This is a genomic window from Streptomyces europaeiscabiei, from assembly GCF_036346855.1.
GTDB classification, from domain to species: domain Bacteria; phylum Actinomycetota; class Actinomycetes; order Streptomycetales; family Streptomycetaceae; genus Streptomyces; species Streptomyces europaeiscabiei.
In genome coordinates, this window is record NZ_CP107841.1 from 6143697 (window position 1) to 6167550 (window position 23854).

The 23854-nt window shown below is 66.9% G+C and carries 17 protein-coding genes and 3 rRNA genes; 17 read left to right on the forward strand and 3 right to left on the reverse strand.

Translation table 11 applies throughout. The features are described from left to right. Positions 1–296: 296 nt before the first annotated feature. The 11 genes from OG858_RS26875 (at position 297) to OG858_RS26925 (ending at position 12721) form a co-directional block, all read left to right on the forward strand. A 16S ribosomal RNA gene (locus tag OG858_RS26875) occupies positions 297–1822 on the forward strand. Between the two features lie 316 nt (positions 1823–2138). Next, positions 2139–5261 (forward strand): 23S ribosomal RNA (locus OG858_RS26880). A gap of 96 nt (positions 5262–5357) precedes the next feature. After that, a 5S ribosomal RNA gene (gene rrf / locus OG858_RS26885) occupies positions 5358–5474 on the forward strand. Together the 16S, 23S and 5S rRNA genes form the textbook arrangement of a ribosomal RNA operon. 61 nt (positions 5475–5535) lie before the next feature. Next, positions 5536–6180, forward strand: coding sequence for an HAD family hydrolase (locus tag OG858_RS26890; RefSeq protein ID WP_086747191.1), 645 nt, complete (start codon positions 5536–5538; stop codon positions 6178–6180). Positions 6181–6234: 54 nt separating this feature from the next. Beyond that, positions 6235–7452, forward strand: coding sequence for an MFS transporter (locus OG858_RS26895; protein WP_086747192.1), 1218 nt, complete (start codon positions 6235–6237; stop codon positions 7450–7452). Then, a complete protein-coding gene (locus OG858_RS26900; RefSeq protein WP_086747193.1) occupies positions 7403–8578 on the forward strand; it encodes an acetoin utilization protein AcuC in 1176 nt (391 codons plus the stop codon). Before OG858_RS26895 ends, OG858_RS26900 begins: the two co-directional genes overlap by 50 nt. Positions 8579–8829: 251 nt before the next feature. Continuing rightward, positions 8830–9645: a phosphatase gene (locus OG858_RS26905; RefSeq protein ID WP_086753963.1), complete on the forward strand. Its 816-nt coding sequence runs from the start codon at positions 8830–8832 to the stop codon at positions 9643–9645. 129 nt (positions 9646–9774) lie between these two features. Further along, positions 9775–9987, forward strand: a complete 213-nt coding sequence (locus OG858_RS26910; protein ID WP_004984898.1) for a helix-turn-helix domain-containing protein — start codon at positions 9775–9777, stop codon at positions 9985–9987. Between the two features lie 168 nt (positions 9988–10155). Further along, the gene (locus OG858_RS26915; protein ID WP_003948845.1) at positions 10156–10254 is read left to right on the forward strand and encodes a 30S ribosomal protein bS22; all 99 of its coding nucleotides are present in this window, start codon (positions 10156–10158) and stop codon (positions 10252–10254) included. 290 nt (positions 10255–10544) lie between these two features. Continuing rightward, positions 10545–11627 carry an NAD-dependent epimerase/dehydratase family protein gene (locus OG858_RS26920; protein ID WP_086753961.1) on the forward strand — a complete coding sequence of 361 codons (1083 nt, stop codon included), beginning with the start codon at positions 10545–10547 and terminating at the stop codon, positions 11625–11627. 14 nt (positions 11628–11641) lie between these two features. Beyond that, entirely contained in the window at positions 11642–12721 is a 1080-nt protein-coding gene (locus tag OG858_RS26925) for a lysophospholipid acyltransferase family protein (RefSeq protein ID WP_086753959.1), read from the forward strand. 97 nt (positions 12722–12818) lie between these two features. On the opposite strand, the gene OG858_RS26930 is transcribed toward OG858_RS26925, so the two are convergent. The 3 genes from OG858_RS26930 to OG858_RS26940 form a co-directional block, all read right to left on the reverse strand. Continuing rightward, a complete protein-coding gene (locus tag OG858_RS26930) occupies positions 12819–14045 on the reverse strand; it encodes a DUF5667 domain-containing protein (RefSeq protein WP_086747539.1) in 1227 nt (408 codons plus the stop codon). 285 nt (positions 14046–14330) lie between these two features. Further along, a complete protein-coding gene (locus tag OG858_RS26935) occupies positions 14331–15107 on the reverse strand; it encodes an ECF subfamily RNA polymerase sigma factor, BldN family (protein ID WP_037688750.1) in 777 nt (258 codons plus the stop codon). Positions 15108–15492: 385 nt separating this feature from the next. After that, the gene (locus tag OG858_RS26940) at positions 15493–16431 is read right to left on the reverse strand and encodes an HAD family hydrolase (RefSeq protein WP_086747540.1); all 939 of its coding nucleotides are present in this window, start codon (positions 16429–16431) and stop codon (positions 15493–15495) included. A 197-nt stretch (positions 16432–16628) separates the two neighbouring features. Between OG858_RS26940 and OG858_RS26945 the strand changes: the two genes are divergently transcribed. The 6 genes from OG858_RS26945 (at position 16629) to hemB (ending at position 23680) form a co-directional block, all read left to right on the forward strand. After that, a complete protein-coding gene (locus tag OG858_RS26945; protein ID WP_086747541.1) occupies positions 16629–16916 on the forward strand; it encodes a glutaredoxin family protein in 288 nt (95 codons plus the stop codon). A 317-nt stretch (positions 16917–17233) separates the two neighbouring features. After that, positions 17234–17989, forward strand: a complete 756-nt coding sequence (locus tag OG858_RS26950; protein ID WP_086747542.1) for a redox-sensing transcriptional repressor Rex — start codon at positions 17234–17236, stop codon at positions 17987–17989. Beyond that, positions 17986–19764: a glutamyl-tRNA reductase gene (locus OG858_RS26955; RefSeq protein WP_086747543.1), complete on the forward strand. Its 1779-nt coding sequence runs from the start codon at positions 17986–17988 to the stop codon at positions 19762–19764. The genes OG858_RS26950 and OG858_RS26955 overlap by 4 nt, the downstream gene beginning before the upstream one ends. Further along, positions 19761–20741: a hydroxymethylbilane synthase gene (gene hemC, locus OG858_RS26960; protein ID WP_086747544.1), complete on the forward strand. Its 981-nt coding sequence runs from the start codon at positions 19761–19763 to the stop codon at positions 20739–20741. The genes OG858_RS26955 and hemC overlap by 4 nt, the downstream gene beginning before the upstream one ends. Continuing rightward, positions 20738–22489 carry a bifunctional uroporphyrinogen-III C-methyltransferase/uroporphyrinogen-III synthase gene (locus tag OG858_RS26965; protein ID WP_037688769.1) on the forward strand — a complete coding sequence of 584 codons (1752 nt, stop codon included), beginning with the start codon at positions 20738–20740 and terminating at the stop codon, positions 22487–22489. Before hemC ends, OG858_RS26965 begins: the two co-directional genes overlap by 4 nt. 198 nt (positions 22490–22687) lie before the next feature. After that, the gene (hemB, locus tag OG858_RS26970; RefSeq protein ID WP_319066405.1) at positions 22688–23680 is read left to right on the forward strand and encodes a porphobilinogen synthase; all 993 of its coding nucleotides are present in this window, start codon (positions 22688–22690) and stop codon (positions 23678–23680) included. The last annotated feature ends 174 nt before the right edge of the window (positions 23681–23854 follow it).

The following is a 23854-nucleotide window of genomic DNA, read 5'->3' on the forward strand; positions in this document are numbered from 1 at the left end:
ACCGAGGAAATCGGATCGGAAAACGATCTGATAGAGTCGGAAACGCAAGACCGAAGGGAAACTGCCCGGAGGAAAGCCCGAGAGTAGCTTGGGTGAGTACAAAGGAAGCGTCCGTTCCTTGAGAACTCAACAGCGTGCCAAAAATCAACGCCAGATATGTTGATACCCCGTCCGCCGAAACTTTTCGGTGGTCGAGGTTCCTTTGAAGTAAAACACAGCGAGGACGCTGTGAACGGTCGGGCTTATTCCGCCTGACTGTTCCGCTCTCGTGGTGTCGACCCGATTACGGGTAAACATTCACGGAGAGTTTGATCCTGGCTCAGGACGAACGCTGGCGGCGTGCTTAACACATGCAAGTCGAACGATGAACCACTTCGGTGGGGATTAGTGGCGAACGGGTGAGTAACACGTGGGCAATCTGCCCTTCACTCTGGGACAAGCCCTGGAAACGGGGTCTAATACCGGATACAACACTCTCGGGCATCCGATGAGTGTGGAAAGCTCCGGCGGTGAAGGATGAGCCCGCGGCCTATCAGCTTGTTGGTGAGGTAACGGCTCACCAAGGCGACGACGGGTAGCCGGCCTGAGAGGGCGACCGGCCACACTGGGACTGAGACACGGCCCAGACTCCTACGGGAGGCAGCAGTGGGGAATATTGCACAATGGGCGAAAGCCTGATGCAGCGACGCCGCGTGAGGGATGACGGCCTTCGGGTTGTAAACCTCTTTCAGCAGGGAAGAAGCGAAAGTGACGGTACCTGCAGAAGAAGCGCCGGCTAACTACGTGCCAGCAGCCGCGGTAATACGTAGGGCGCGAGCGTTGTCCGGAATTATTGGGCGTAAAGAGCTCGTAGGCGGTCTGTCGCGTCGGATGTGAAAGCCCGGGGCTTAACCCCGGGTCTGCATTCGATACGGGCAGACTAGAGTGTGGTAGGGGAGATCGGAATTCCTGGTGTAGCGGTGAAATGCGCAGATATCAGGAGGAACACCGGTGGCGAAGGCGGATCTCTGGGCCATTACTGACGCTGAGGAGCGAAAGCGTGGGGAGCGAACAGGATTAGATACCCTGGTAGTCCACGCCGTAAACGGTGGGAACTAGGTGTTGGCGACATTCCACGTCGTCGGTGCCGCAGCTAACGCATTAAGTTCCCCGCCTGGGGAGTACGGCCGCAAGGCTAAAACTCAAAGGAATTGACGGGGGCCCGCACAAGCAGCGGAGCATGTGGCTTAATTCGACGCAACGCGAAGAACCTTACCAAGGCTTGACATACACCGGAAACGGCCAGAGATGGTCGCCCCCTTGTGGTCGGTGTACAGGTGGTGCATGGCTGTCGTCAGCTCGTGTCGTGAGATGTTGGGTTAAGTCCCGCAACGAGCGCAACCCTTGTTCTGTGTTGCCAGCATGCCCTTCGGGGTGATGGGGACTCACAGGAGACTGCCGGGGTCAACTCGGAGGAAGGTGGGGACGACGTCAAGTCATCATGCCCCTTATGTCTTGGGCTGCACACGTGCTACAATGGCAGGTACAATGAGCTGCGAAGCCGTGAGGCGGAGCGAATCTCAAAAAGCCTGTCTCAGTTCGGATTGGGGTCTGCAACTCGACCCCATGAAGTCGGAGTTGCTAGTAATCGCAGATCAGCATTGCTGCGGTGAATACGTTCCCGGGCCTTGTACACACCGCCCGTCACGTCACGAAAGTCGGTAACACCCGAAGCCGGTGGCCCAACCCGTAAGGGAGGGAGCTGTCGAAGGTGGGACTGGCGATTGGGACGAAGTCGTAACAAGGTAGCCGTACCGGAAGGTGCGGCTGGATCACCTCCTTTCTAAGGAGCACTTCTACCGAACTCTTCGGGGTGAGGTCAGAGGCCAGATCATCAGCGAACGTCTGATGCTGGTTAGCTCAGGGTGGAACGTTGATTATTCGGCCGGTTCACGGGCCGGAGGCTGTGAGTACTGCTCGTAAGAGTGTGGAAAGCATGATCTCTGGACGAGGACCGGTCGGGCACGCTGTTGGGTGTCTGAGGGTATGGCCGTATGGCTGCCTTCAGTGCCGGCCCCAGTGCACTCACTGGCTTGTCCAGTGGGGTGATGGGTGGTTGGTCGTTGTTTGAGAACTGCACAGTGGACGCGAGCATCTGTGGCCAAGTTTTTAAGGGCGCACGGTGGATGCCTTGGCACCAGGAACCGATGAAGGACGTGGGAGGCCACGATAGGCCCCGGGGAGTCGTCAACCAGGCTTTGATCCGGGGGTGTCCGAATGGGGAAACCCGGCAGTCGTCATGGGCTGTCACCCTTGCCTGAACACATAGGGCAAGTGGAGGGAACGCGGGGAAGTGAAACATCTCAGTACCCGCAGGAAGAGAAAACAACCGTGATTCCGGGAGTAGTGGCGAGCGAAACCGGATGAGGCCAAACCGTATACGTGTGAGACCCGGCAGGGGTTGCGTGTACGGGGTTGTGGGATCTCTCTTGATCAGTCTGCCGGCTGGTCGACGAGTCAGAAACCGTTGATGTAGGCGAAGGACATGCGAAAGGTCCGGCGTAGAGGGTAAGACCCCCGTAGCTGAAACATTGACGGCTCGTTTGAGAGACACCCAAGTAGCACGGGGCCCGAGAAATCCCGTGTGAATCTGGCGGGACCACCCGTTAAGCCTAAATATTCCCTGGTGACCGATAGCGGATAGTACCGTGAGGGAATGGTGAAAAGTACCGCGGGAGCGGAGTGAAATAGTACCTGAAACCGTGTGCCTACAAGCCGTGGGAGCGTCGCGCATCGAGTTTACTCGGTGCGTCGTGACTGCGTGCCTTTTGAAGAATGAGCCTGCGAGTTTGCGGTGTGTTGCGAGGTTAACCCGAGTGGGGTAGCCGTAGCGAAAGCGAGTCCGAACAGGGCGACTGAGTAGCACGCTCAAGACCCGAAGCGGAGTGATCTAGCCATGGGCAGGTTGAAGCGGAGGTAAGACTTCGTGGAGGACCGAACCCACCAGGGTTGAAAACCTGGGGGATGACCTGTGGTTAGGGGTGAAAGGCCAATCAAACTCCGTGATAGCTGGTTCTCCCCGAAATGCATTTAGGTGCAGCGTCGTGTGTTTCTTGCCGGAGGTAGAGCACTGGATAGGCGATGGGCCCTACCGGGTTACTGACCTTAGCCAAACTCCGAATGCCGGTAAGTGAGAGCGCGGCAGTGAGACTGTGGGGGATAAGCTCCATGGTCGAGAGGGAAACAGCCCAGAGCATCGACTAAGGCCCCTAAGCGTACGCTAAGTGGGAAAGGATGTGGAGTCGCACAGACAACCAGGAGGTTGGCTTAGAAGCAGCCACCCTTGAAAGAGTGCGTAATAGCTCACTGGTCTAGTGATTCCGCGCCGACAATGTAGCGGGGCTCAAGCGTACCGCCGAAGTCGTGTCATTCATACACATATCCCCAACGGGAGTATGGATGGGTAGGGGAGCGTCGTGTGCCGGGTGAAGCAGCCGCGGAAGCGAGTTGTGGACGGTTCACGAGTGAGAATGCAGGCATGAGTAGCGATACAAACGTGAGAAACGTTTGCGCCGATTGACTAAGGGTTCCTGGGTCAAGCTGATCTGCCCAGGGTAAGTCGGGACCTAAGGCGAGGCCGACAGGCGTAGTCGATGGATAACCGGTTGATATTCCGGTACCCGCTGTGAAGCGTCAAACATTGAACCAGGCGATGCTAAGTCCGTGAAGCCGTTCCGGACCCTTCGGGGAAAGGAAAGTGGTGGAGCCGACGGACCAGACTTGCAGTAGGTGAGTGATGGGGTGACGCAGGAAGGTAGTCCATCCCGGGCGGTGGTTGTCCCGGGGTAAGGGTGTAGGCCGTGCGATAGGTAAATCCGTCGTGCATGTGGCTGAGACCTGATGCCGAGCCGATTGTGGTGAAGTGGATGATCCTATGCTGTCGAGAAAAGCCTCTAGCGAGTTTCATGGCGGCCCGTACCCTAAACCGACTCAGGTGGTCAGGTAGAGAATACCGAGGCGTTCGGGTGAACTATGGTTAAGGAACTCGGCAAAATGCCCCCGTAACTTCGGGAGAAGGGGGGCCATCACTGGTGAGAGGATTTACTCCTTGAGCTGGGGGTGGCCGCAGAGACCAGCGAGAAGCGACTGTTTACTAAAAACACAGGTCCGTGCGAAGCCGTAAGGCGATGTATACGGACTGACGCCTGCCCGGTGCTGGAACGTTAAGGGGACCGGTTAGTCACATTTCGGTGTGGCGAAGCTGAGAACTTAAGCGCCAGTAAACGGCGGTGGTAACTATAACCATCCTAAGGTAGCGAAATTCCTTGTCGGGTAAGTTCCGACCTGCACGAATGGCGTAACGACTTCTCGACTGTCTCAACCATAGGCCCGGTGAAATTGCACTACGAGTAAAGATGCTCGTTTCGCGCAGCAGGACGGAAAGACCCCGGGACCTTTACTACAGTTTGATATTGGTGTTCGGTTCGGCTTGTGTAGGATAGCTGGGAGACTTTGAAGCGGCCACGCCAGTGGTTGTGGAGTCGTCGTTGAAATACCAGTCTGGTCGTGCTGGATGTCTAACCTGGGTCCGTGATCCGGATCAGGGACAGTGTCTGATGGGTAGTTTAACTGGGGCGGTTGCCTCCTAAAGAGTAACGGAGGCGCCCAAAGGTTCCCTCAGCCTGGTTGGCAATCAGGTGTTGAGTGTAAGTGCACAAGGGAGCTTGACTGTGAGACCGACGGGTCGAGCAGGGACGAAAGTCGGGACTAGTGATCCGGCGGTGGCTTGTGGAAGCGCCGTCGCTCAACGGATAAAAGGTACCCCGGGGATAACAGGCTGATCTTCCCCAAGAGTCCATATCGACGGGATGGTTTGGCACCTCGATGTCGGCTCGTCGCATCCTGGGGCTGGAGTCGGTCCCAAGGGTTGGGCTGTTCGCCCATTAAAGCGGTACGCGAGCTGGGTTTAGAACGTCGTGAGACAGTTCGGTCCCTATCCGCTGCGCGCGCAGGAATATTGAGAAGGGCTGTCCCTAGTACGAGAGGACCGGGACGGACGAACCTCTGGTGTGCCAGTTGTTCTGCCAAGGGCATGGCTGGTTGGCTACGTTCGGGAGGGATAACCGCTGAAAGCATCTAAGCGGGAAGCCTGCTTCGAGATGAGTATTCCCACCCACTTGATGGGGTAAGGCTCCCAGTAGACGACTGGGTTGATAGGCCAGATATGGAAGCCTGGTAACGGGTGGAGTTGACTGGTACTAATAGGCCGAGGGCTTGTCCTCAGTTGCTCGCGTCCACTGTGTTGGTTCTGAAACCACGAACAACCCCATTCCCTTGTTTGGTCACGGGGGATGGTGCGGTTGAGTGTTTCATAGTGTTTCGGTGGTCATAGCGTGAGGGAAACGCCCGGTTACATTCCGAACCCGGAAGCTAAGCCTTACAGCGCCGATGGTACTGCAGGGGGGACCCTGTGGGAGAGTAGGACGCCGCCGAACAAATATTGCGAAAACCCCCGTCGGGAAACCGGCGGGGGTTTTCTGCGTTTAGGGTCGAGTCATGCGCTATGACCTCGTGATCTTCGACAATGACGGTGTTCTCGTCGACAGCGAGCCGATCTCCAACCGGCTCCTCGCCGAGTACCTCACCGAACTCGGGCACCCGACCTCGTACGAGGAGTCCATCCGGGACTACATGGGGTCGGCCATGCACCGGATTCACGAGCTCGTTCTGGAGCGGACCGGGACAACGCTGCCGGGGGACTTCGACGACGTCTTCCATCAGCGGGTGTTCGCCGCTTTCGAGCGGGAGTTGGAGCCCGTGCCGGGTGTGGTGGCGGTGCTGGAGAAGCTGGTCGCGGACGAGGTGCCGTACTGCGTGGCGTCGTCCGGGAGTCATGAGCGGATCCGGGTGGGGCATCGGACGACCGGGCTCGACCGGTGGTTCCGGGAGGGGCTCGTGTTCAGTTCGCAGGACGTGGGGCGGGGGAAGCCGGCGCCGGACCTCTTCCTGCACGCGGCCGAGCGGATGGGCGTCGCGCCGGAGAGGTGTGCTGTCGTCGAGGACAGCCCTCTCGGGGTGCGGGCGGGGATCGCGGCCGGGATGGATGTGTACGGGTATGCGGCGATGACGCCCGCCGGCAAGCTGGGCGGAGCCAGGGGGCACTTCTCGGACATGGGGGAGCTGCTCGACCTGCTGAGTTGAGCAGTATTCAACTTCCTCTACCCATGAGTAGGCCGCGCCCCCTACTGTGCCGCCATGACAGATGTGCTGCGGCGCGGTAGGGCCGCGTTGGCGTTCAGCTTCTTCGCTCAGGGTGTCGCGTTCGCGCTGCTCGTGACGCGGATTCCGGCCATTCAGGACCGGTACGGGGTTTCCGACGCGCTCTTGCCCCTCTTCCTCGCAGCCGTGCCCGTCCTCGCCGGGGTCGGCAGTGTCTGCACCGAGCACCTCGTGAAGAAGGTGCCGCCGAGCCTGGTGCTGCGGTGGTCCCAGCCCGTCGTGCTCCTGGCGCTGCTCGGCGTGGGGGCCGGCGAGCAACTGGTCGTACTCGGTGCCTCGCTGGCGGCCTTCGGGCTGGCGGTCGGGGCGCTCGACGCGTCCATGAACATGCTCGGGGTGAGCCTGCAACGGTCGTACGGGCGGAGCATCATGCTCGGCTTCCACGCCGTGTACAGCCTCGGTGGGATAGCAGGGGCCTCGCTGGCGTGGGTGGGGGCGCACTGGGATGTGCCGCTGCTCCAGCTGTATCTGCCCGTGGTGATCGTGCTGTTGCCCGCCACCCTGGCGGCGAGCCGGTGGTACGTCGACGGGGGTGGCCCCGAGGACAAGGCCCCGACAACCAGCGAGGCGGGCGGGAACGTCGCCTTCAAGATGCTGCTGCCGCTCTGTCTGGTGATGTGCTTCGCGTACATCGGAGACTCGACCGTCTCCAACTGGAGTGCGAAGTATCTGCAGGACGTGCTCGGGAGTTCCGACCAGATGTCGACCGTCCCGTACAACGTCTACATGGTCACCACGCTGATCGGGCGGTCGATCGGGGACCTGGGGGTGCGGAAGTTCGGGGCCGTGGCCGTCGTACGCGCCGGGGCGGTGGTGGCGGCCGTCGGATTCGCCGTGGTGGCGGGCGCGCCCGGGGCCTGGGTGGGCATGCTCGGGTTCACGTTGCTGGGTCTCGGGCTGTGTGTGCTGGTGCCGCAGACGTTCGCGGCGGCCGGGAGGCTGTTCCCCGGAGCTTCGGATGCGGCCGTTGCTCGGCTGAATATCTTCAACTATGTCGGGTTCTTGATCGGTTCTCCGTTGGTGGGGGCCCTGGGAGACCTCTGGAGCTACCGCGGGGCGATGCTCGTACCGATGGTCCTGGTGCTGGTCACGTTGGTGTACGCCCGGTCGTTCGAGACCGAACCGGACCGATACGGTGGCAAGCATGAGCGGCCGCGCACAGCTGATGTGGGACGAGGCAGTAACGGGCTATGACTTCGGGCCGGACCATCCGATGGATCCGGTCCGGCTGAAGTTGACCCGGAGTCTCGTGAGTGCCTTCGGGCTCGACCGGGAGATGGACGTCGTCTCGGCGAAGCCGGCGGGGGAGTCGACCCTGCGGCTCGTGCATCGCGAGGATTATGTGGCGGCGGTCAAGGCGGCTTCCGCCGACCCCCGGAGCGCGGACGGGGCGTACGGGCTGGGGACCGTGGACGATCCGGCCTTCGCAGGGATGCACGAGGTGTCCGCGCTCATCGCGGGACAGTCGGTGGGGGCGGCGGAGGCCGTGTGGCGGGGGGACGCGCTGCACGCGGTGAACTTCGCAGGCGGTCTGCACCACGCGATGCCCGGGGGTGCGTCGGGGTTCTGTATCTACAACGACGCGTCGATCGCCATCGCCCGGCTGCTGGAGCTGGGGGCCGAGCGGATCGTGTACGTGGACGTCGACGTGCATCACGGGGACGGGGTGCAGGCGGCGTTCTGGGAGGATCCGCGGGTTCTGACGATCTCGTTGCACGAGCACCCTCGGACCCTGTTCCCGCAGACCGGGTGGCCGGAGGAGACGGGCGCCTCGCCGAGCGCGGAGGGGTCGGCCGTGAATGTGGCGCTGCCGGCGGGCACCGGGGACGCCGGGTGGGTGCGGGCGTTCCACGCGGTGGTGCCGGAGCTGATCGCCGACTTCCGGCCGCAGGTGCTGGTGACCCAGCACGGGGCCGATACGCACTTCGAGGATCCGCTGGCGCACCTGGCGGTGTCGTTGGACGCGCAACGGGCGTTGCAGATGGCCCTGCACGAGCTGGCCCATGAGTACGCCGACGGGCGGTGGGTCGCGCTCGGTGGGGGCGGATACGCGGTGGTGGAGGTGGTGCCGCGGTCGTGGACGCATCTGGTGGCGATCGCGGCGGGGCGGGAGATCGCGCCGGAGAGTGTGATTCCCGAGGAGTGGCGGCAGCAGGTGTTCGCTCGTACGCGGCAGTTGGCGCCGGCGCGGATGACCGATGGGCGGTGGCCCGTGGCCTGGGCGGACTGGGAGGCGGGGTACGACCCCGCGGATCGGTTGGACCAGGCGGTGCTCGCCGCGCGGAAGGCTGTGTTTCCGTTGCGTGGGTTGTTGCCGTAGGGGTTTTCTCGCCCCCGCCGCCCCTACCCGTCCCTACCCGTTCCTCCCTCACTCTCGGCTCCGCTCGAGCGGGAGGTGCCCCCATCCAGGGGCTGCGCCCCTTCTACCCCCGTCAAGGATTCGGGGCTCCGCCCCGGGCCCCGTTCGCGCGGTTCCCCGCACCCCTGGAAGGAAGGGCGTGCTAGGCCAACTGTGTGGTTGGAGGTGGGTTTTGGCAGTTCGGGGGCCGGGGGTGCGTCAGCATCGGGGGCGTGGTGAGTGGGGCGGCGTTGCGGGAGCACCTGGTGGCCTCCCGGCTGGCTGGGCGAGTCGCCACCTCCCGGGAGGCGAGTCTGCGGAGCTACCGGTTGTTCGCGGCCCGGGACCCTCGGTTTCTGATCGGGCTTGATCCCGAACTGTCCTGGCGGCAGCGGGACGTGCTCGATCTGATGGCGGAGAAGTGCGGGGTTTCGGCCGATCCGCGGTGTACATCGGGGCAGGATGTGATTGATCCGGAGCGCACGATGGGGGCGCTGGACCGCTTCGCGGAACGTGTCGCGGCAGTCGCTCGGAGTGGTGGAACGGTGCTCTTCGGGACCGGCCATCCGCATCGGCTGATCGGCTTCTACGGCGCGTTGGCGGACGCCTTGTCGGCGTCGGGATGTGAGGTCCTCACCCCTGCGACGGGTAGACGTGTCGACATAACGACCCGGTTCGGTCTACGCACCTACAACCTCGACTACGTACGAGGAGTCGCTCTCGTCCGCGAGGCGCCCGCCTTGCGCCCGGGTGGTGCGACCGGCGTGCACACGCATTCACCACTCCCGGTTCGGGCGGTTCTGGAGGCCGCGGTGGAGGCCGGCGGGCCGCTCCCGGAGCTCGTGGTGGGAGACCACGGATGGGTCTGCGGGGCAGGTCAGCTGGGGTTCGAGGCGATCGGTCTTGCCGATACGGACGATCCGGCACTCTTCGTGGGGGAGGCGGAGGGACGGGTGTCCGTCGCCGTTCCACTTGATGACGGTGTGCGGTCCGCTTACTACCGACCACTGACCCGCTACGTACTCAATCGGGCGTGTCTGTCACAGTAGGCCTGCGACGGCATCCCCTCTTCCCCACTCGCATCACCCGCCCCTACATTGGGGAGTGAGCACGCAACGACGAAGAGTCACCGGAAGGGGAAGCCGGTGACCGTCGAGTGCGGAAGGTTCAGGTGTGTCATGGCTGCAGCTGGCGAGAGGCCTCTGAACGAGGTTCAGTTCCTGACCGTGGCGGAAGTCGCCTCGGTGATGCGAGTGTCCAAGATGACCGTGTACCGGTTGGTGCACAGCGGTCATCTGCCGGCGATCCGGGTGGGCAGGTCCTTCCGGGTGCCGGAGCAAGCGGTACACGAGTACCTCCGCGAGAGCTATGTGGGGGTGGAGACGGCCTGACGGCCAACGGGGCCGAGGGGCTCCCGGAGGCCCTGCGGGACCTCCGGGAGCCCCCCGCTCCCCCCTCGATTACGACCTCAGCGCTCGGACCGGTAGGCTAGCCCCTCGTAGGTCGTATGGGCCCATGGCGCCCAAACGCCGAGTGATGAGAAGTGAGCGAGGGTAGTCGTGGGCTCTGTTATCAAGAAGCGGCGCAAGCGGATGGCTAAGAAGAAGCACCGCAAGCTGCTCAAGCGCACCCGCGTTCAGCGTCGCAACAAGAAGTAAGGCGGTCCGGCCCCGAAACGGGGTCCTGGCCGGCCCCCCTCGCGTAAGGGGGCCGCATGCCTTGCTTTTTTGCGCGAGCGCTGTTGAGAGCGCGTTGCTGTGACCCCCCACCGAAAGCGGTGGGGGGTCACAGTGCTTTCACCGGTTGTTGTTTTTGCCGGTCATTGACGGGGTCGCGGTCACCACAGCGCAACATCGACCCGCTAACGTGGCCGCACACGGGGAACGCGGCAGAGGACGAGCAGAGTTACGCCTCTGCGAGCCGACATCTGGGAAGGAAGGCGCTGATCTTGGGGAAGGTCGTGCTCGTCACCGGGGTGGCCCGTCAGCTGGGGGGCCGTTTCGTGCGGCGGATCCAGCGTGACCCGCAGGTCGACCGGGTCATCGCGGTCGACGCCGTGCCGCCGGGGCATCATCTGGGCGGTGCGGACTTCGTCCAGGCCGACATCCGGCAGCCGGCCATAGCCCGTCTGCTGGCCGAGCACAACGTGGACACCGTGGTGCACATGGACGTCACGGGCACCCCGCTGGGCAGCGGCGGCCGGGCCACGCTGAAGGAGACCAACGTCATCGGCACCATGCAGCTGCTCGGTGCCTGCCAGAAGTCCCCCCTGGTCAAGCGACTGGTCGTGAAGTCCAGTACGAACGTGTACGGGTCCGCGTCGCGCGACCCGGCCGTGTTCACCGAGACCACGCCACCCAAGTCGCTGCCCAGCGGCGGCTTCGCCAAGGACACCGTCGAGGTCGAGGGATACGTACGCGGATTCGCCCGCCGACGGCCCGATGTGGCCGTGTGCGTGCTGCGGTTCGCGAACATCCTCGGGCCGAGCGCCGACTCACCGCTCGCCTCGTACTTCTCGCTGCCGGTGCTGCCGACCGTGCTGGGCTACGACCCGCGGCTGCAGTTCGTGCACGAGGACGACGTCATCGAGGTGCTGCGGATCGCCTCGCACGAGCCGGAGCGGGGCACGCTCAACAGCGGCACGTTCAACATCGCGGGTGACGGGGTCCTGCTGCTCTCGCAGTGCGCGCGGCGCCTCGGCCGGCCGACGGTGCCGCTGCTGATGCCGGCGGTCAGCTGGGTCGGCTCGATGGTCCGCACACTGGGCTTCACGGACTTCTCGCCGGAGCAGCTGCGGCTGCTGACCCACGGGCGGATCGTGTCGACGAACCAGATGCGCGAGACGCTGGGCTACCGGGCCAGGTACACGACCGCGGAGACCTTCGCGGACTTCGCGCGCAGCAGGGGCCCCGGGCTCCTGCCCCCCGAGGCCCTCGCCGGGGCCATCGACCGGCTCGCCGCACTGTCCGTGCCCACACTGCCCGTGTCCGTACCGGGCGGTGGCCACCCCCCGACGCAGAGCGCCAACTGAGGAGCGCATCAACGATGGCGGATGCCAAGGTCATTCCGTTCGACGACGACCGGACGCGCGGCGGCGCCGTGCAGCGCCCGCCGCGCCGCCGGTCTGCGGGGAGCCGGCGCACGGGCGAGAGCGCGGTCGTACGCGACGTTCGTGAATCCGGCGAGGTCCAGGCCCTCCCCGGACGGCCGACCAGCACCGATGATGTCCCTGTGACACGGGAGAAGCCGGAGCCGCCCCAGGAGGCCGCCGAGGCAGAGGACGGCGGTGGCCTGGAGCGCCGGATCGCGGGCGGTCTCGCGTTCCTGCGCAAGCGGCTCACCGGTGACTACGAGGTCGACGACTTCGGCTACGACGCCGAACTCACCGACCAGGTACTGATGTCCCTGCTGCGGCCGGTGTACGAGAAGTACTTCCGGGTCGAGGTGAAGGGCATCGAGAACATCCCGACGGACGGTGGCGCCCTGATCGTCGCCAACCATTCCGGGACGCTGCCGCTGGACGGCCTGATGATGCAGGTCGCCGTCCACGACAACCATCCCGCTGGGCGGCATCTGCGGCTGCTCGCGGCGGACCTGGTGTTCATGCTGCCTGTGGTCAACGAGCTGGCCCGCAAGCTCGGCCACACCCTCGCGTGCGCGGAGGATGCCTCACGGCTGCTGCAGCAGGGCGAGCTGGTCGGGGTCATGCCGGAGGGCTTCAAGGGCCTCGGCAAGCCCTTCGGGGACCGCTACAAGCTGCAGCGCTTCGGTCGTGGCGGCTTCGTCTCCACCGCCCTGCGCGCCGGTACGCCGATCATTCCGTGCTCGATCGTGGGCGCGGAGGAGATCTACCCGATGATCGGCAACTCCAAGACGCTGGCCCGGCTGCTCGGCTTCCCGTACTTCCCGATCACACCGACGTTCCCGTGGCTCGGCCCGCTGGGAGCGGTGCCTCTGCCGACGAAGTGGACGATCCAGTTCGGCGAGCCGATCCCGACGGACGGCTATCCGCCGGAGGCCGCCGAGGACCCGATGCTGATGTTCAACCTGACCGACCAGGTGCGGGAGCAGATCCAGCACACGCTGTACAAGCTGCTGGTGCAGCGGCGGTCGGTGTTCTTCTAGCCGGTCTTCCAGAGGGATTGCGGCTGTTGTACGGCGGTGGGGGCGCCCTTCTTCGAGAAGGGCGCCCCCACCGCCGTACGGAGCAGGTCCAGCAGGTCTAGTTCGAGTCGTCGCCGTCGATGCCCAGGCCCGGGATGAGGCCCGGGAGGAGGGGCGGGAGGGTGACGTCGGGCTGTTCGGCCGGGGTGGACCTGCCGGTGGACGGGGAGGAGCTGGTGGTGTCTTCCTGGGGCGGGTCGAGGAGGCCGCCGGTGGTGCCGCCGACAAGGCCTTCGCCGCCGCTGTCCGAGGTGGACGGCTTGGGCTTGCCGGTGGTGTCCTCGCCGCCGTCGACGGAGCCGCCGGTGACGCTCGGGGCCGGACGGCCGGGGTCGGTGGTGCCGGGTGTGCCGGAGTCCGTGGAGCGCTGTCTGCCGTCGCCGTCCTGGGTGGGCGGCTGCGGCAGGAGCGACGAGTGCGGCGCGACCTCGTCGTCTATGGCGTCGAAGACCGACGAGACCTGCTGACTCACGTCCCCGAGCTGCACGGGCAGCCGGTCGCGGAGCGTGCCCCAGGCCTCGCGGTGGGACCGGGAGAAGGCCGAGAGCGCCCGGATGGGGCCCAGGGACTCCGGGTCTCGCTCGAAGGCCTCGTGGAGCAGACGGTGGCCCTCGGAGGCGTCGTGCCGCATCCCGGTGAGGGCGCGGCGGATCTCGCCGAGGGACTCGTGGTCGAGCTGTCCGCCCCGGCCGCGCTCCATGAGGCGGCGGGCCTCGCTGAGCCGGGTGGACGCCTGGTCCAGATAGAGCCGGCCCCGGTCGTCGCTGTCGTCGGCCAGGGTGAGCTTCACGTCCTCGATGCCGCGTTTGAGGCCGTAGAGCGAGTCACCCGGCAGGGCGTCCGAACTGGCGGCGGCCACACCGCCGAAGGCGCTCGCGGCCACCCCGACGCTGAGCCCGCCCGCGGCGAGTCCCTTCGTCAGGCGGGACCGTGGTCGCAGCTTGCCCAGCGGACTTGCCCGGTGAGCGCCTCGCGCCTTGCCCGAACGCTGTTCGGGCACCGAAGGGTCCTCGCGCCCCGGCAGCGTGCCGTCCCGCAGCATGGCTTCCATCGCGGCCACCAACTGGGCGCGATGGACCACCTTGACCTCGGGGTCGAGCACCGGCTTGGGCAGCTCGTCGAGACCGGTGGTGAGGGCCAGCATGCGGCCCTGCTCGGTCTGTCGTGCTGCCGGAGCCGGCGCCGATCCCTCGGGCTGCTCGGCCGCTGTGCCCCGGTCGGACAGCTCCTCCAGGGCCTGGGCGAAGGCGTTCGCCCGCCGGTGCGCCGATACGTTCGCGATCACTGGCGGCACCTCCTCTCGTCATGACGGTCGACTCCCCAGGGGGTCCTGAGGGTTGCACGTCCCCGACCGGTCCACACGATCGAGTGATCGGTGTCGGCCAGGCGCGACCACAGGGAGCCTGTATCCCGCACAACGAGCGGCGTGGCACTTGGGTTACGGACGGCGGATGATCGGGCTGGGAAGTCAACGGACATCGACGTAGGGTGAGTTGAGGATCGCGGAGCGTGTGCGATCGGCCCGCTCGGCGCGGTGTCGCTCAGCGGTGGTCGTCCTGTTCGGCGGGGTTCAGCGGGCGTCGTCCGGGAGGAGACGGGCGAGGGTGCGGACCGCGCGGTACTGGAGGGTCTTGATCGCGCCCTCGTTCTTGCCCATCACGCGGGCGGTCTCGGCTACGGAGAGGCCTTGCAGGAAGCGAAGGGTGACGCACTCCTGCTGCTGGGGGTTGAGGCGGCGTACGGCCTCGAGGAGGGCGGCGTTGGAGAGGGACTCCAGGACGGAGTCCTCGGGGGAACGCGCGACCTCGTTGGCGTCGAGCATTTCGCCGGTGGTGACCTCCAGACGGAAACGGCTGGACTTGAAGTGGTCGGCCACCAGGTTGCGGGCGATCGTGACCAGCCAGGCGCCGAAGTCGCGGCCCTGCCAGGTGAACGTGCCGATGCGGCGCAGGGCGCGCAGGAACGTCTCGCTGGTGAGGTCCTCGGCGGTCGCCTTGCCGCCGACGCGGTAGTAGATGTAGCGGTAGACGGTGTCGCTGTACTGGTCGTACAGGCGACCGAACGCGTCGGCCTCGCCGGACTGGGCGCGTTCGACGAGGTCCATCATGCGGGCGCTGTCGCTGTCCGCGGCGGGACGGCGGGTGGTCGTGGCGGTGGATCCCGAACGGCCTCGTCTCCCCACCGCCGCGCTGCCGTCGGCCAGTGCGTAGCACGGGCCGACGGGCGCGGCGGAGGTGGCGAGGGCGGGGACGGCGTACGCGGTGGGGACGAAGCCGCGCAACAGTTGGTTGACCGTCGCGCGCAGCGTAGCCAGGCCCGAGGCGTCAACCCCGACGTGTGGGTACACGGGACTCCCAGAGGCAGAGCTTCCATCACGTGCAGTGCGGAACCTTTCACCCGTCGTAGCGACGGAGGGGTACCGGTTTGCGTTTGAGGAGAATAACGCTTCGTGCAGGCACTGCTACACCCAGTTGCTCAAATCATCGATTACGTCGCTTCTGTTACTGATTGGCGACTGCTCAAGTGCCGGTCCGTGATCGGTTGTTGATCGATCGGGTTCGTGTTCCGTCTGGGTGTGGGGCGTGTTGTGGTCGGGTGCGGATGGCGTGACTGAGGGGGGCGGAGTGGGGGTAGGACGGCTGGAATGCGAGGCTGCGGGGTCCGACGCGCGAACGCCGGAGGGGCTGGTCTCCCAGCCCCTCCGGCGTTCGAAAAACGACAGACAGTTCAGTTCAGCGGCGACGGCGGTGCAGGGCGATCGCGGCCGCCGTGCCGCCGGCCACCGCGCCCACGCCCGCCGCCGCGGGGAGGCCGACCTTGGCGGCCTTGCGGGCGGTGCGGTAGTCCCGCAGCCGCCAGTCCATGTGCCGGGCGTGCTTACGGAGTTTGCTGTCGGGGTTGATGGCGTACGGGTGACCCACGAGCGACAGCATCGGGATGTCGTTGTGGGAGTCGCTGTACGCGGCGCAGCGCGAGAGGTCGAGGCCCTCCGCGGCGGCCAGGGCGCGCACGGCCTCGGCCTTCGCGGGGCCGTGCAGCGGCTCGCCGACCAGCTTTCCGGTGTACACCCCGTCGACCGACTCGGCGACCGTGCCCAGGGCGCCGGTCAGGCCGAGGCGGCGGGCGATCACCTGGGCGATCTCCACGGGCGCGGCCGTGACGAGCCAGACCTTCTGGCCGGCGTCGAGATGGGCCTGGGCCAGGGCGCGGGTGCCGGGCCAGATGCGCTCGGCCATGTACTCGTCGTAGATCTCCTCGCCGATGATCGTCAGTTCGGCCACGCGGTGGCCCTGGACGATGGAGAGCGCGGAGTTCTGGGCGTCCTGCATGTGCTCGGGGTCCTCGGATCCCGCCAGCCTGAACCATGCCTGCTGCCAGGCGAATCGGGCGAGGTCGCGGGTCTCGAAGAACTTCCGTTTGTACAGGCCGCGGCCGAAGTGGAAGAGCGAGGCGCCCTGCATGACGGTGTTGTCGAGGTCGAAGAACGCGGCGGCCCTGTCGTCGCCGAGGACCGGGAATTCCGGTTCCTGGACGGCGGTGTCGGGCGCGGGGGAGACGTCCTCCAACTCCTGGGAGGACTTGCGCGCTGCCTCCGCAGAGGCCTCGCCTGCCAAAACGCTCCGAGCCGTGGCGGAACGCCTACGGGGAGTGAGCCATCCGAGAGCGGCCATGTCGTGAGCATAGCCAGTCTGTTCGGTGCTTCCGGAGCCGAGAGGTTTGCGGGTTGTGAACTCTCCGTGACCGTGTCGTCGAAGAAGTGACGCGAGCGGCGTGTCCAGGCGCGCAACAGGGAGGAACCGGTGGGGAAAAGGGCAGGTCGTGCGCTCCCTGGTGAGGAAGAGGTGTGGACTTCCGGTGCGGAGCGACAATGGCCCACATGAGTGCCATGTTCCGGCGGACGCCGAAGAATTCCGGTGAGCGGCTCGTCACACTGATCGGAAAGCCCGGGTGCCATCTGTGTGACGACGCGGAGGCGGTGATCGGGAAGGTCTGCGGTGAGCTGGGTGTTCCCTGGGAGAAGAAGGACATCACCGAGGATGCGGAACTCCACCGCCAGTACTGGGAGCAGATTCCGGTGGTGCTCGTGGACGGTGCGCAGCACACCTTCTGGCGGGTGAATGAGGAACGCCTTCGCAAAGCCCTCGCACAGAGGTGACGATGATGTGACCTGACCGACCAGTCCAAGTGGTCCAAAAAGTCGCTTAGGATCGATGGGCTGGTTGGTCTCGGGGGCGGGATTCGTGAGGAGAGTGTGCGGTTTTGCCCCCGTCGTGCAAGGCGTCCGGTGAGGAACGAAGGTGCGTGTGTGCCGGTTCCGTACGCGTGCGTCGAGTGTGCGTGACCCCGGTCACGTTGGCCGGGCAAATCGGACACCATCTTTGTGCACGCGTTCACAAAGACATAGCCTGCTGTCGACGGGGCGGTCTGGGGACGCATGACCGCCCGCAGCCCCGCTCTACCCGCAGGAGCACCGTGGCAACTGGCCGATCTCACCGACCGGCGACCCGTAGCCGAGGGATTCCCGAGGCCACCGTCGCCAGGCTTCCGCTCTATCTCCGTGCCCTGACCGCGTTGTCCGAGCGCTCGGTACCCACCGTTTCATCCGAGGAACTCGCGGCCGCCGCGGGGGTCAACTCCGCGAAGCTGCGCAAGGACTTCTCGTACCTGGGTTCCTACGGGACGCGGGGTGTGGGCTACGACGTCGAGTATCTCGTCTACCAGATCTCGCGTGAGCTGGGGCTGACCCAGGACTGGCCGGTTGTGATCGTCGGTATCGGTAATCTCGGCGCCGCGCTGGCCAATTACGGCGGGTTCGCCTCCCGCGGCTTCCGGGTGGCCGCGTTGATAGACGCCGATCCGGCGATGGCGGGAAAGCCGGTCGCGGGTATTCCGGTGCAGCACACGGACGAGCTGGAAAAGATCATCGACGAGGACGGCGTGTCGATCGGTGTGATCGCCACTCCCGCCGGCGCCGCCCAGCAGGTGTGCGACCGGCTGGTCGCCGCCGGAATCACGTCGATCCTGAACTTCGCGCCCACCGTCCTCTCCGTTCCGGACGGGGTCGACGTCCGCAAGGTGGACCTCTCCATCGAGCTGCAGATCCTCGCGTTCCACGAGCAGCGCAAGGCCGGCGAGGAGGCCGCGGCCGAGGCCGCAGCCGTGCCGTCGGCTCCCGAGGAGGCCGGGAAAGGGCCCGACGGGGATGTCCCCGCGGTGATGCCGGCATGAGTCTTCTGGTCGTCGGACTGAGCCACCGCAGCGCTCCGGTGAGCGTGCTGGAGCGGGCCGCGCTCTCCCTGGACGCGCAGATCAAGTTGCTTCACGACACGGTCGCCGCCGAGCCGACCTCCGAGGCGGCCGTCCTCGCCACCTGCAACCGCATCGAGCTGTACGCGGACGTGGACAAGTTCCACGCGGGTGTCGCCGAGCTGTCCACGCTGCTCGCCCAGCACGGCGGGGTGGGGCTCGACGAGATCACTCCGTATCTGTACGTGCACTACGAGGACCGGGCCGTCCACCATCTTTTCTCCGTGGCCTGCGGGCTCGACTCGATGGTCGTCGGCGAGGGACAGATCCTCGGGCAGATCAAGGACGCGCTGGCCCGCGCGCAGGAGCTGCACACCGCCGGGCGGCTGCTGAACGACCTGTTCCAGCAGGGCCTCAGGGTCGGCAAGCGGGCGCACTCCGAGACCGGGATCGACCGGGCCGGGCAGTCGCTGGTGACCTTCGGCCTGGAGCAGTTCACCGCAGGCACGGACGTCGAGAGCTGGGCCCGGGGCAAGCGGGCCGTGGTGATCGGCGCGGGGTCCATGTCCTCGCTGGCCGCCGCGACCCTCGCGCGCGCGGGCGTGGGCGAGATCGTGATCGCCAACCGGACGTTCGACCGGGCCGAGCGGCTGGCGCACCTGCTCGAGGAGCAGTACGGGCAACGTCTCACCGAGCAGGGCGATACGGACGTGCTGGCCCGCGCGGTACCGATGGAATCGGTGCCGGCCGAGCTGACATGTGCCGATGTCGTCATCTCCTGTACGGGCGCCACGGGCCTGGTCCTGACCGCCGAGATGGTCGCGGCGGCGGTGGAGGGGCGGGTGCCCGAGGGCGCGTTCCCCGCACAGGCGGAGACTCGTACGGACGTACGGCCGGTTCTGCCGCCGACCTCCATCGGCAGTGACGACGACTGTCCCCTCGACCTGCCCGCCGTGCAGGGCGGTGGCTTCTCCGTGCTCGGGGAGGCCGCGGTGGCCGGGATGAACGCGGCCACGCTGGAGCAGCACGCGGCCTGGGTGGACAACGCGACCGTGGACCGGCGCGTGAGCCGCCGTGCACCGGAGCGCGAGGCCCCACGCACGCCCGCCGCCGACGCCGAACTGATCGCCGCGCTCGTCGCGGCCGTGGCCGTCACCGGGCGGATCACCGAGCTGCGCCGCCCCGAGCCCGTCGTCGAGGTGCCCCGGCCCGCGCCCGTGCTGGCGCTGCTGGACCTGGCGATGCCCCGGGACATCGACGCGGCCGCGCACCGGCTGGCCGGGGTTCGGCTCGTCGACATCGAGTCGCTCTCCGAGGTCTCCGCCGACGCGCCGATGGCCTCGGACGTCGACCTCGTGCGGAGGATCGTTTCGGAAGAGGTGGCCGCCTTCGGCGCCGCTCAGCGGGCCGCGCACATCACACCCACCGTCGTGGCGCTGCGCGCCATGGCCGCCGATGTCGTCGCGAGCGAGATCGCCCGCCTGGAGGGCCGGTTGCCGGGCCTCGACGACAAGCACCGCGGCGAGATCAACCAGACCGTGCGGCGCGTCGTCGACAAGCTGCTGCACGCGCCGACCGTTCGGGTCAAGCAGCTCGCGGCCGAGCCCGGCGGCGCCGGGTACGCGGACGCGCTGCGGACCCTGTTCGACCTGGACCAGGAGACGGTCGCCGCCGTGTCCCGGGCCGAGGACAGCGACCAGCACACAGCCGGCGACACGTACGTCGAAGCGAACGCCGAGAACCGAGGGCGATCATGAGTGAGCCGCAAGACAGGGCCCTGAGGCTCGGGACCAGGCGGAGCAAACTCGCCGTGGCCCAGTCCGGGCAGGTGGCGGACATGGTCCGCCGGCTGACCGGGCGGCCCGTCGAACTCGTGGAGATCACGACGTACGGCGACGTCTCCCGCGAGCAGCTGGCGCAGATCGGCGGCACGGGCGTGTTCGTCGCCGCGCTGCGCGAGGCGCTGCTGCGCGGCGAGGTCGACTTCGCCGTGCACTCCCTCAAGGACCTGCCGACCGCGTACCCGGACGACCTGGTGCTGGCCGCGGTGCCGGTGCGGGCGGATGCGCGGGACGTGCTGGTCGCCCGGGACGGACTGACCTTCGAGCAGCTCCCCGAGGGAGCCCGGGTCGGTACCGGTTCGCCGCGGCGGATGTCCCAGCTGAACGCGTACGCGCGCAGCCACGGGCTCACGATCGAGATGGTGCCGATCCGCGGGAACGTCGACACGCGGATCGGATACGTACGGAAGGGTGAGCTGGACGCCGTCGTCCTGGCCGCCGCCGGACTGAGCCGGATCGGACGGATCGACGAAGTGACCGACTTCCTCTCGGTCGACACCGTTTTGCCCGCCCCCGGCCAGGGGGCACTGGCGATCGAATGCAGGGCGGGGCACACCGCCCAAGACACTGCGCTGATCGCCGCGCTCGCCGGGCTCGACGACCCGTACACTCGGGCCGCCGTGACCGCCGAGCGGTCCCTGCTCGCCGCCCTGGAGGCCGGTTGCAGCGCACCTGTGGGTGCGTTCGCCGACCTGCTGGCCGACGGGCAGATTGTCAAGGAGATGCGCCTGCGCGGCGTCGTCGGCACGACCGACGGCTCGACGCTGGTGCAGCTGTCCACCACCGGTCCCGTGCCCGAGACGTACGACCAAGCAATGGCGCTCGGCCGTGAACTCGCCGCCGAGATGCTCGCTAAGGGCGCGGCCGGTCTGATGGGGGAGCGAGCACATTGAGCCCCACCACCCTTCCCGCCGGTCCGGACCACGGTCACGTCACCTTCCTCGGTGCCGGACCCGGGGATCCGGGACTGTTGACACTGCGCGCCGTCGAGGCGCTGGCGAACGCGGACGTTCTCATCGCCGAGCACGATGTGCTCGACGTGGTACGTACGCACGCCCGCGCCGGCGTCGCCCTACTGGACACCGACTCGAGCCCGCCGTCGGCTCTGACTGCGGCGCCCTCTGCCTCTTCCGCGGCTACTTCAGCGGATACGTTCTCGGGCACAGGCACGCCTCAGCTGACGGTTGTTGACGGCGCGTCAACAACCGTTGGTGCACCCGCTGTGCGGGATGCGGCACATCTTGTCATGGAGGCTGCGCGGGGCGGCAAGCGGGTCGTACGTGCGGTGTCCGGGGACCCCGGACTCGACACGTACGCCACCGAGGAGATGTTGGCGTGCGCCGCCGCGGGCGTGCCGTTCGAGGTGGTGCCCGGTGTGGCCGCCGCCGTGGGTGTGCCCGCGTACGCCGGTGTGCCGCTGCGGGACGCGCAGGGCGCGGACGTGCGGTTCGTCGACGCGCGCACGGCGTCCGACCGGTGCTGGGCGGAGGTCGGAGCGTCGGACGGGACCGTCGTCGTCTCGGCGACGCTGGAGACCGTGGCCGCGGCCGCCGGTGAGCTGGTCGCCACGGGCCGCAAGCCCGATACGCCGATGACCGTGACGGTCGCCGGTACGACGACCCGGCAGCGGACCTGGACCGCGACGCTCGGCACGATCGCGCAGACGCTGAAGCAGGCGAAGGTGCTGCCCTCCCCGGAGGGGGGCCGGCCGGTGATAGCCGTGGTCGGTGAGCGTTCCTCCGCGGCCCAGCGCGACCAGCTGTCCTGGTTCGAGAACAAGCCGCTCTTCGGCTGGCGGGTCCTCGTGCCGAGGACGAAGGAGCAGGCCGCCTCGCTCTCCGACCAACTGCGCTCGTACGGGGCCGTACCGCACGAGGTGCCGACGATCGCGGTGGAACCGCCGCGGACGCCGCAGCAGATGGAGCGGGCCGTGAAGGGGCTCGTGACGGGGCGTTACGAGTGGATCGCCTTCACGAGCGTCAACGCCGTCAAGGCGGTGCGGGAGAAGTTCGAGGAGTACGGGCTCGACGCGCGCGCCTTCGCCGGGATCAAGGTCGCGGCGGTCGGTGAGCAGACCGCCAAGGCGCTCATCGCCTTCGGTGTGAAGCCGGACCTGGTGCCGAGCGGGGAGCAGAGCGCTGCAGGGCTGCTGGAGGACTGGCCGCCCTACGACCCGGTCTTCGACCCGATCGACCGGGTGTTCCTGCCTCGGGCCGACATCGCCACGGAGACACTGGTCGCCGGGCTGATCGAGCTCGGTTGGGAGGTCGACGACGTCACCGCGTACCGGACCGTGCGGGCCTCGCCGCCGCCGGCCGAGACCCGGGAGGCGATCAAGGGGGGCGGGTTCGACGCCGTTCTCTTCACGTCGTCCTCCACCGTGCGGAATCTGGTCGGGATCGCCGGGAAGCCGCACAACGTGACCGTGATCGCCTGTATCGGTCCCGCCACCGCGAAGACCGCGGAGGAGCACGGGCTCCGGGTGGACGTGATGGCTCCCGAGCCGTCCGTGCACAAGCTGGCCGAGGCACTGGCCGACTTCGGGCTGCGGCGGCGGGCGGCCGCGGTGGAGGCGGGGGATGCCCCTACTCGGCCGAGTGAGCGGCGGCCGGGGGCCCGGAGGCGGCGGAGCACGACCTGAGCGGGCCACCACGTGAGGGGCTGTGCCCCTTTCACCCCCTGAGCGCCTGTTTGCTCAGGGGGTTTCGTGGTGTGGCGGGTACGGGGGGCCGTGGTCGCCCACACGGTTCTTCGGACCTCCGGCAAGAACGAGCCCGCGGCCGTCTCTGCCGACGGGCCGTCGGCAAAGGGGGCGGTGGGGCGGGCGTAGCGTAGGTGTATGTCGAAGTACGGATCGTTTCCCGGTACGCGGCCCCGCCGGCTTCGTACGACGCCCGTGATGCGGCGGATGGTGGCCGAGACGCGGTTGCATCCCGCGGACTTCATCCTGCCTGCCTTCGTGCGGGAGGGTGTGAGTGAGCCGGTGCCGATCACCGCGATGCCGGGGGTCGTGCAGCACACGCGGGACAGTCTGAAGAAGGCCGCCGTGGAGGCCGTCGAGGCCGGGGTCTCCGGGATCATGCTGTTCGGGGTGCCGGAGGACGAGAAGAAGGACGCGCTCGGGACGCCGGGGACCGATCCGGACGGGATCCTGCAGGTCGCCATCCGTGATGTGCGGGCCGAGGTCGGGGACGAGCTGCTGGTGATGTCCGATCTCTGTCTCGACGAGACCACGGATCACGGGCACTGCGGAGTTCTCGACGACCAGGGGCGGGTCGACAACGACGCGACCCTGGAGCGGTACGCCGAGATGGCTCAGGTGCAGGCCGACGCCGGTGCGCACGTGGTCGGGCCCAGCGGGATGATGGACGGCCAGATCGGGGTCGTCCGCGACGCGCTCGACCAGATCGGGCGCGAGGACGTCGCCGTTCTCGCCTACACCGCCAAGTACGCGTCCGCGTTCTACGGGCCCTTCCGGGAGGCTGTCGCCTCGTCGCTGAAGGGGGACCGGAAGACCTACCAGCAGGACCCCGCCAATGTGCGGGAGTCGCTGCGGGAGCTCGCCCTCGATCTGGCGGAGGGCGCCGACATGGTGATGGTCAAGCCGGCCGGGCCCTACCTGGACGTCCTCGCGCGGGTCGCGGACGCCGTGGACGTGCCGGTCGCCGCGTACCAGATCTCCGGGGAGTACTCGATGGTCGAGGCCGCCGCCGAGAAGGGGTGGATCGACCGGGACCGGGCGATCCTGGAGACGCTGACGGGGATCAAGCGGGCGGGTGCGCAGAACATCCTCACGTACTGGGCCGTCGAGGCGGCCCGCATGCTGCGCTGAAGATCTCAAGGCCATCGGCCGGCTCCGGGACACCGAGTCCCGCATGCCGCTCACCGCGTCCGCAGTCTGGCTTGCCCTCAGCCGTATCCACGGTGACGCCGCGCTCGACGGGGAGAGCGGCCGCATCGATTTCGGTGGTGTCGTGGACGGGCAGATCCCCGCTGGACAAACTCC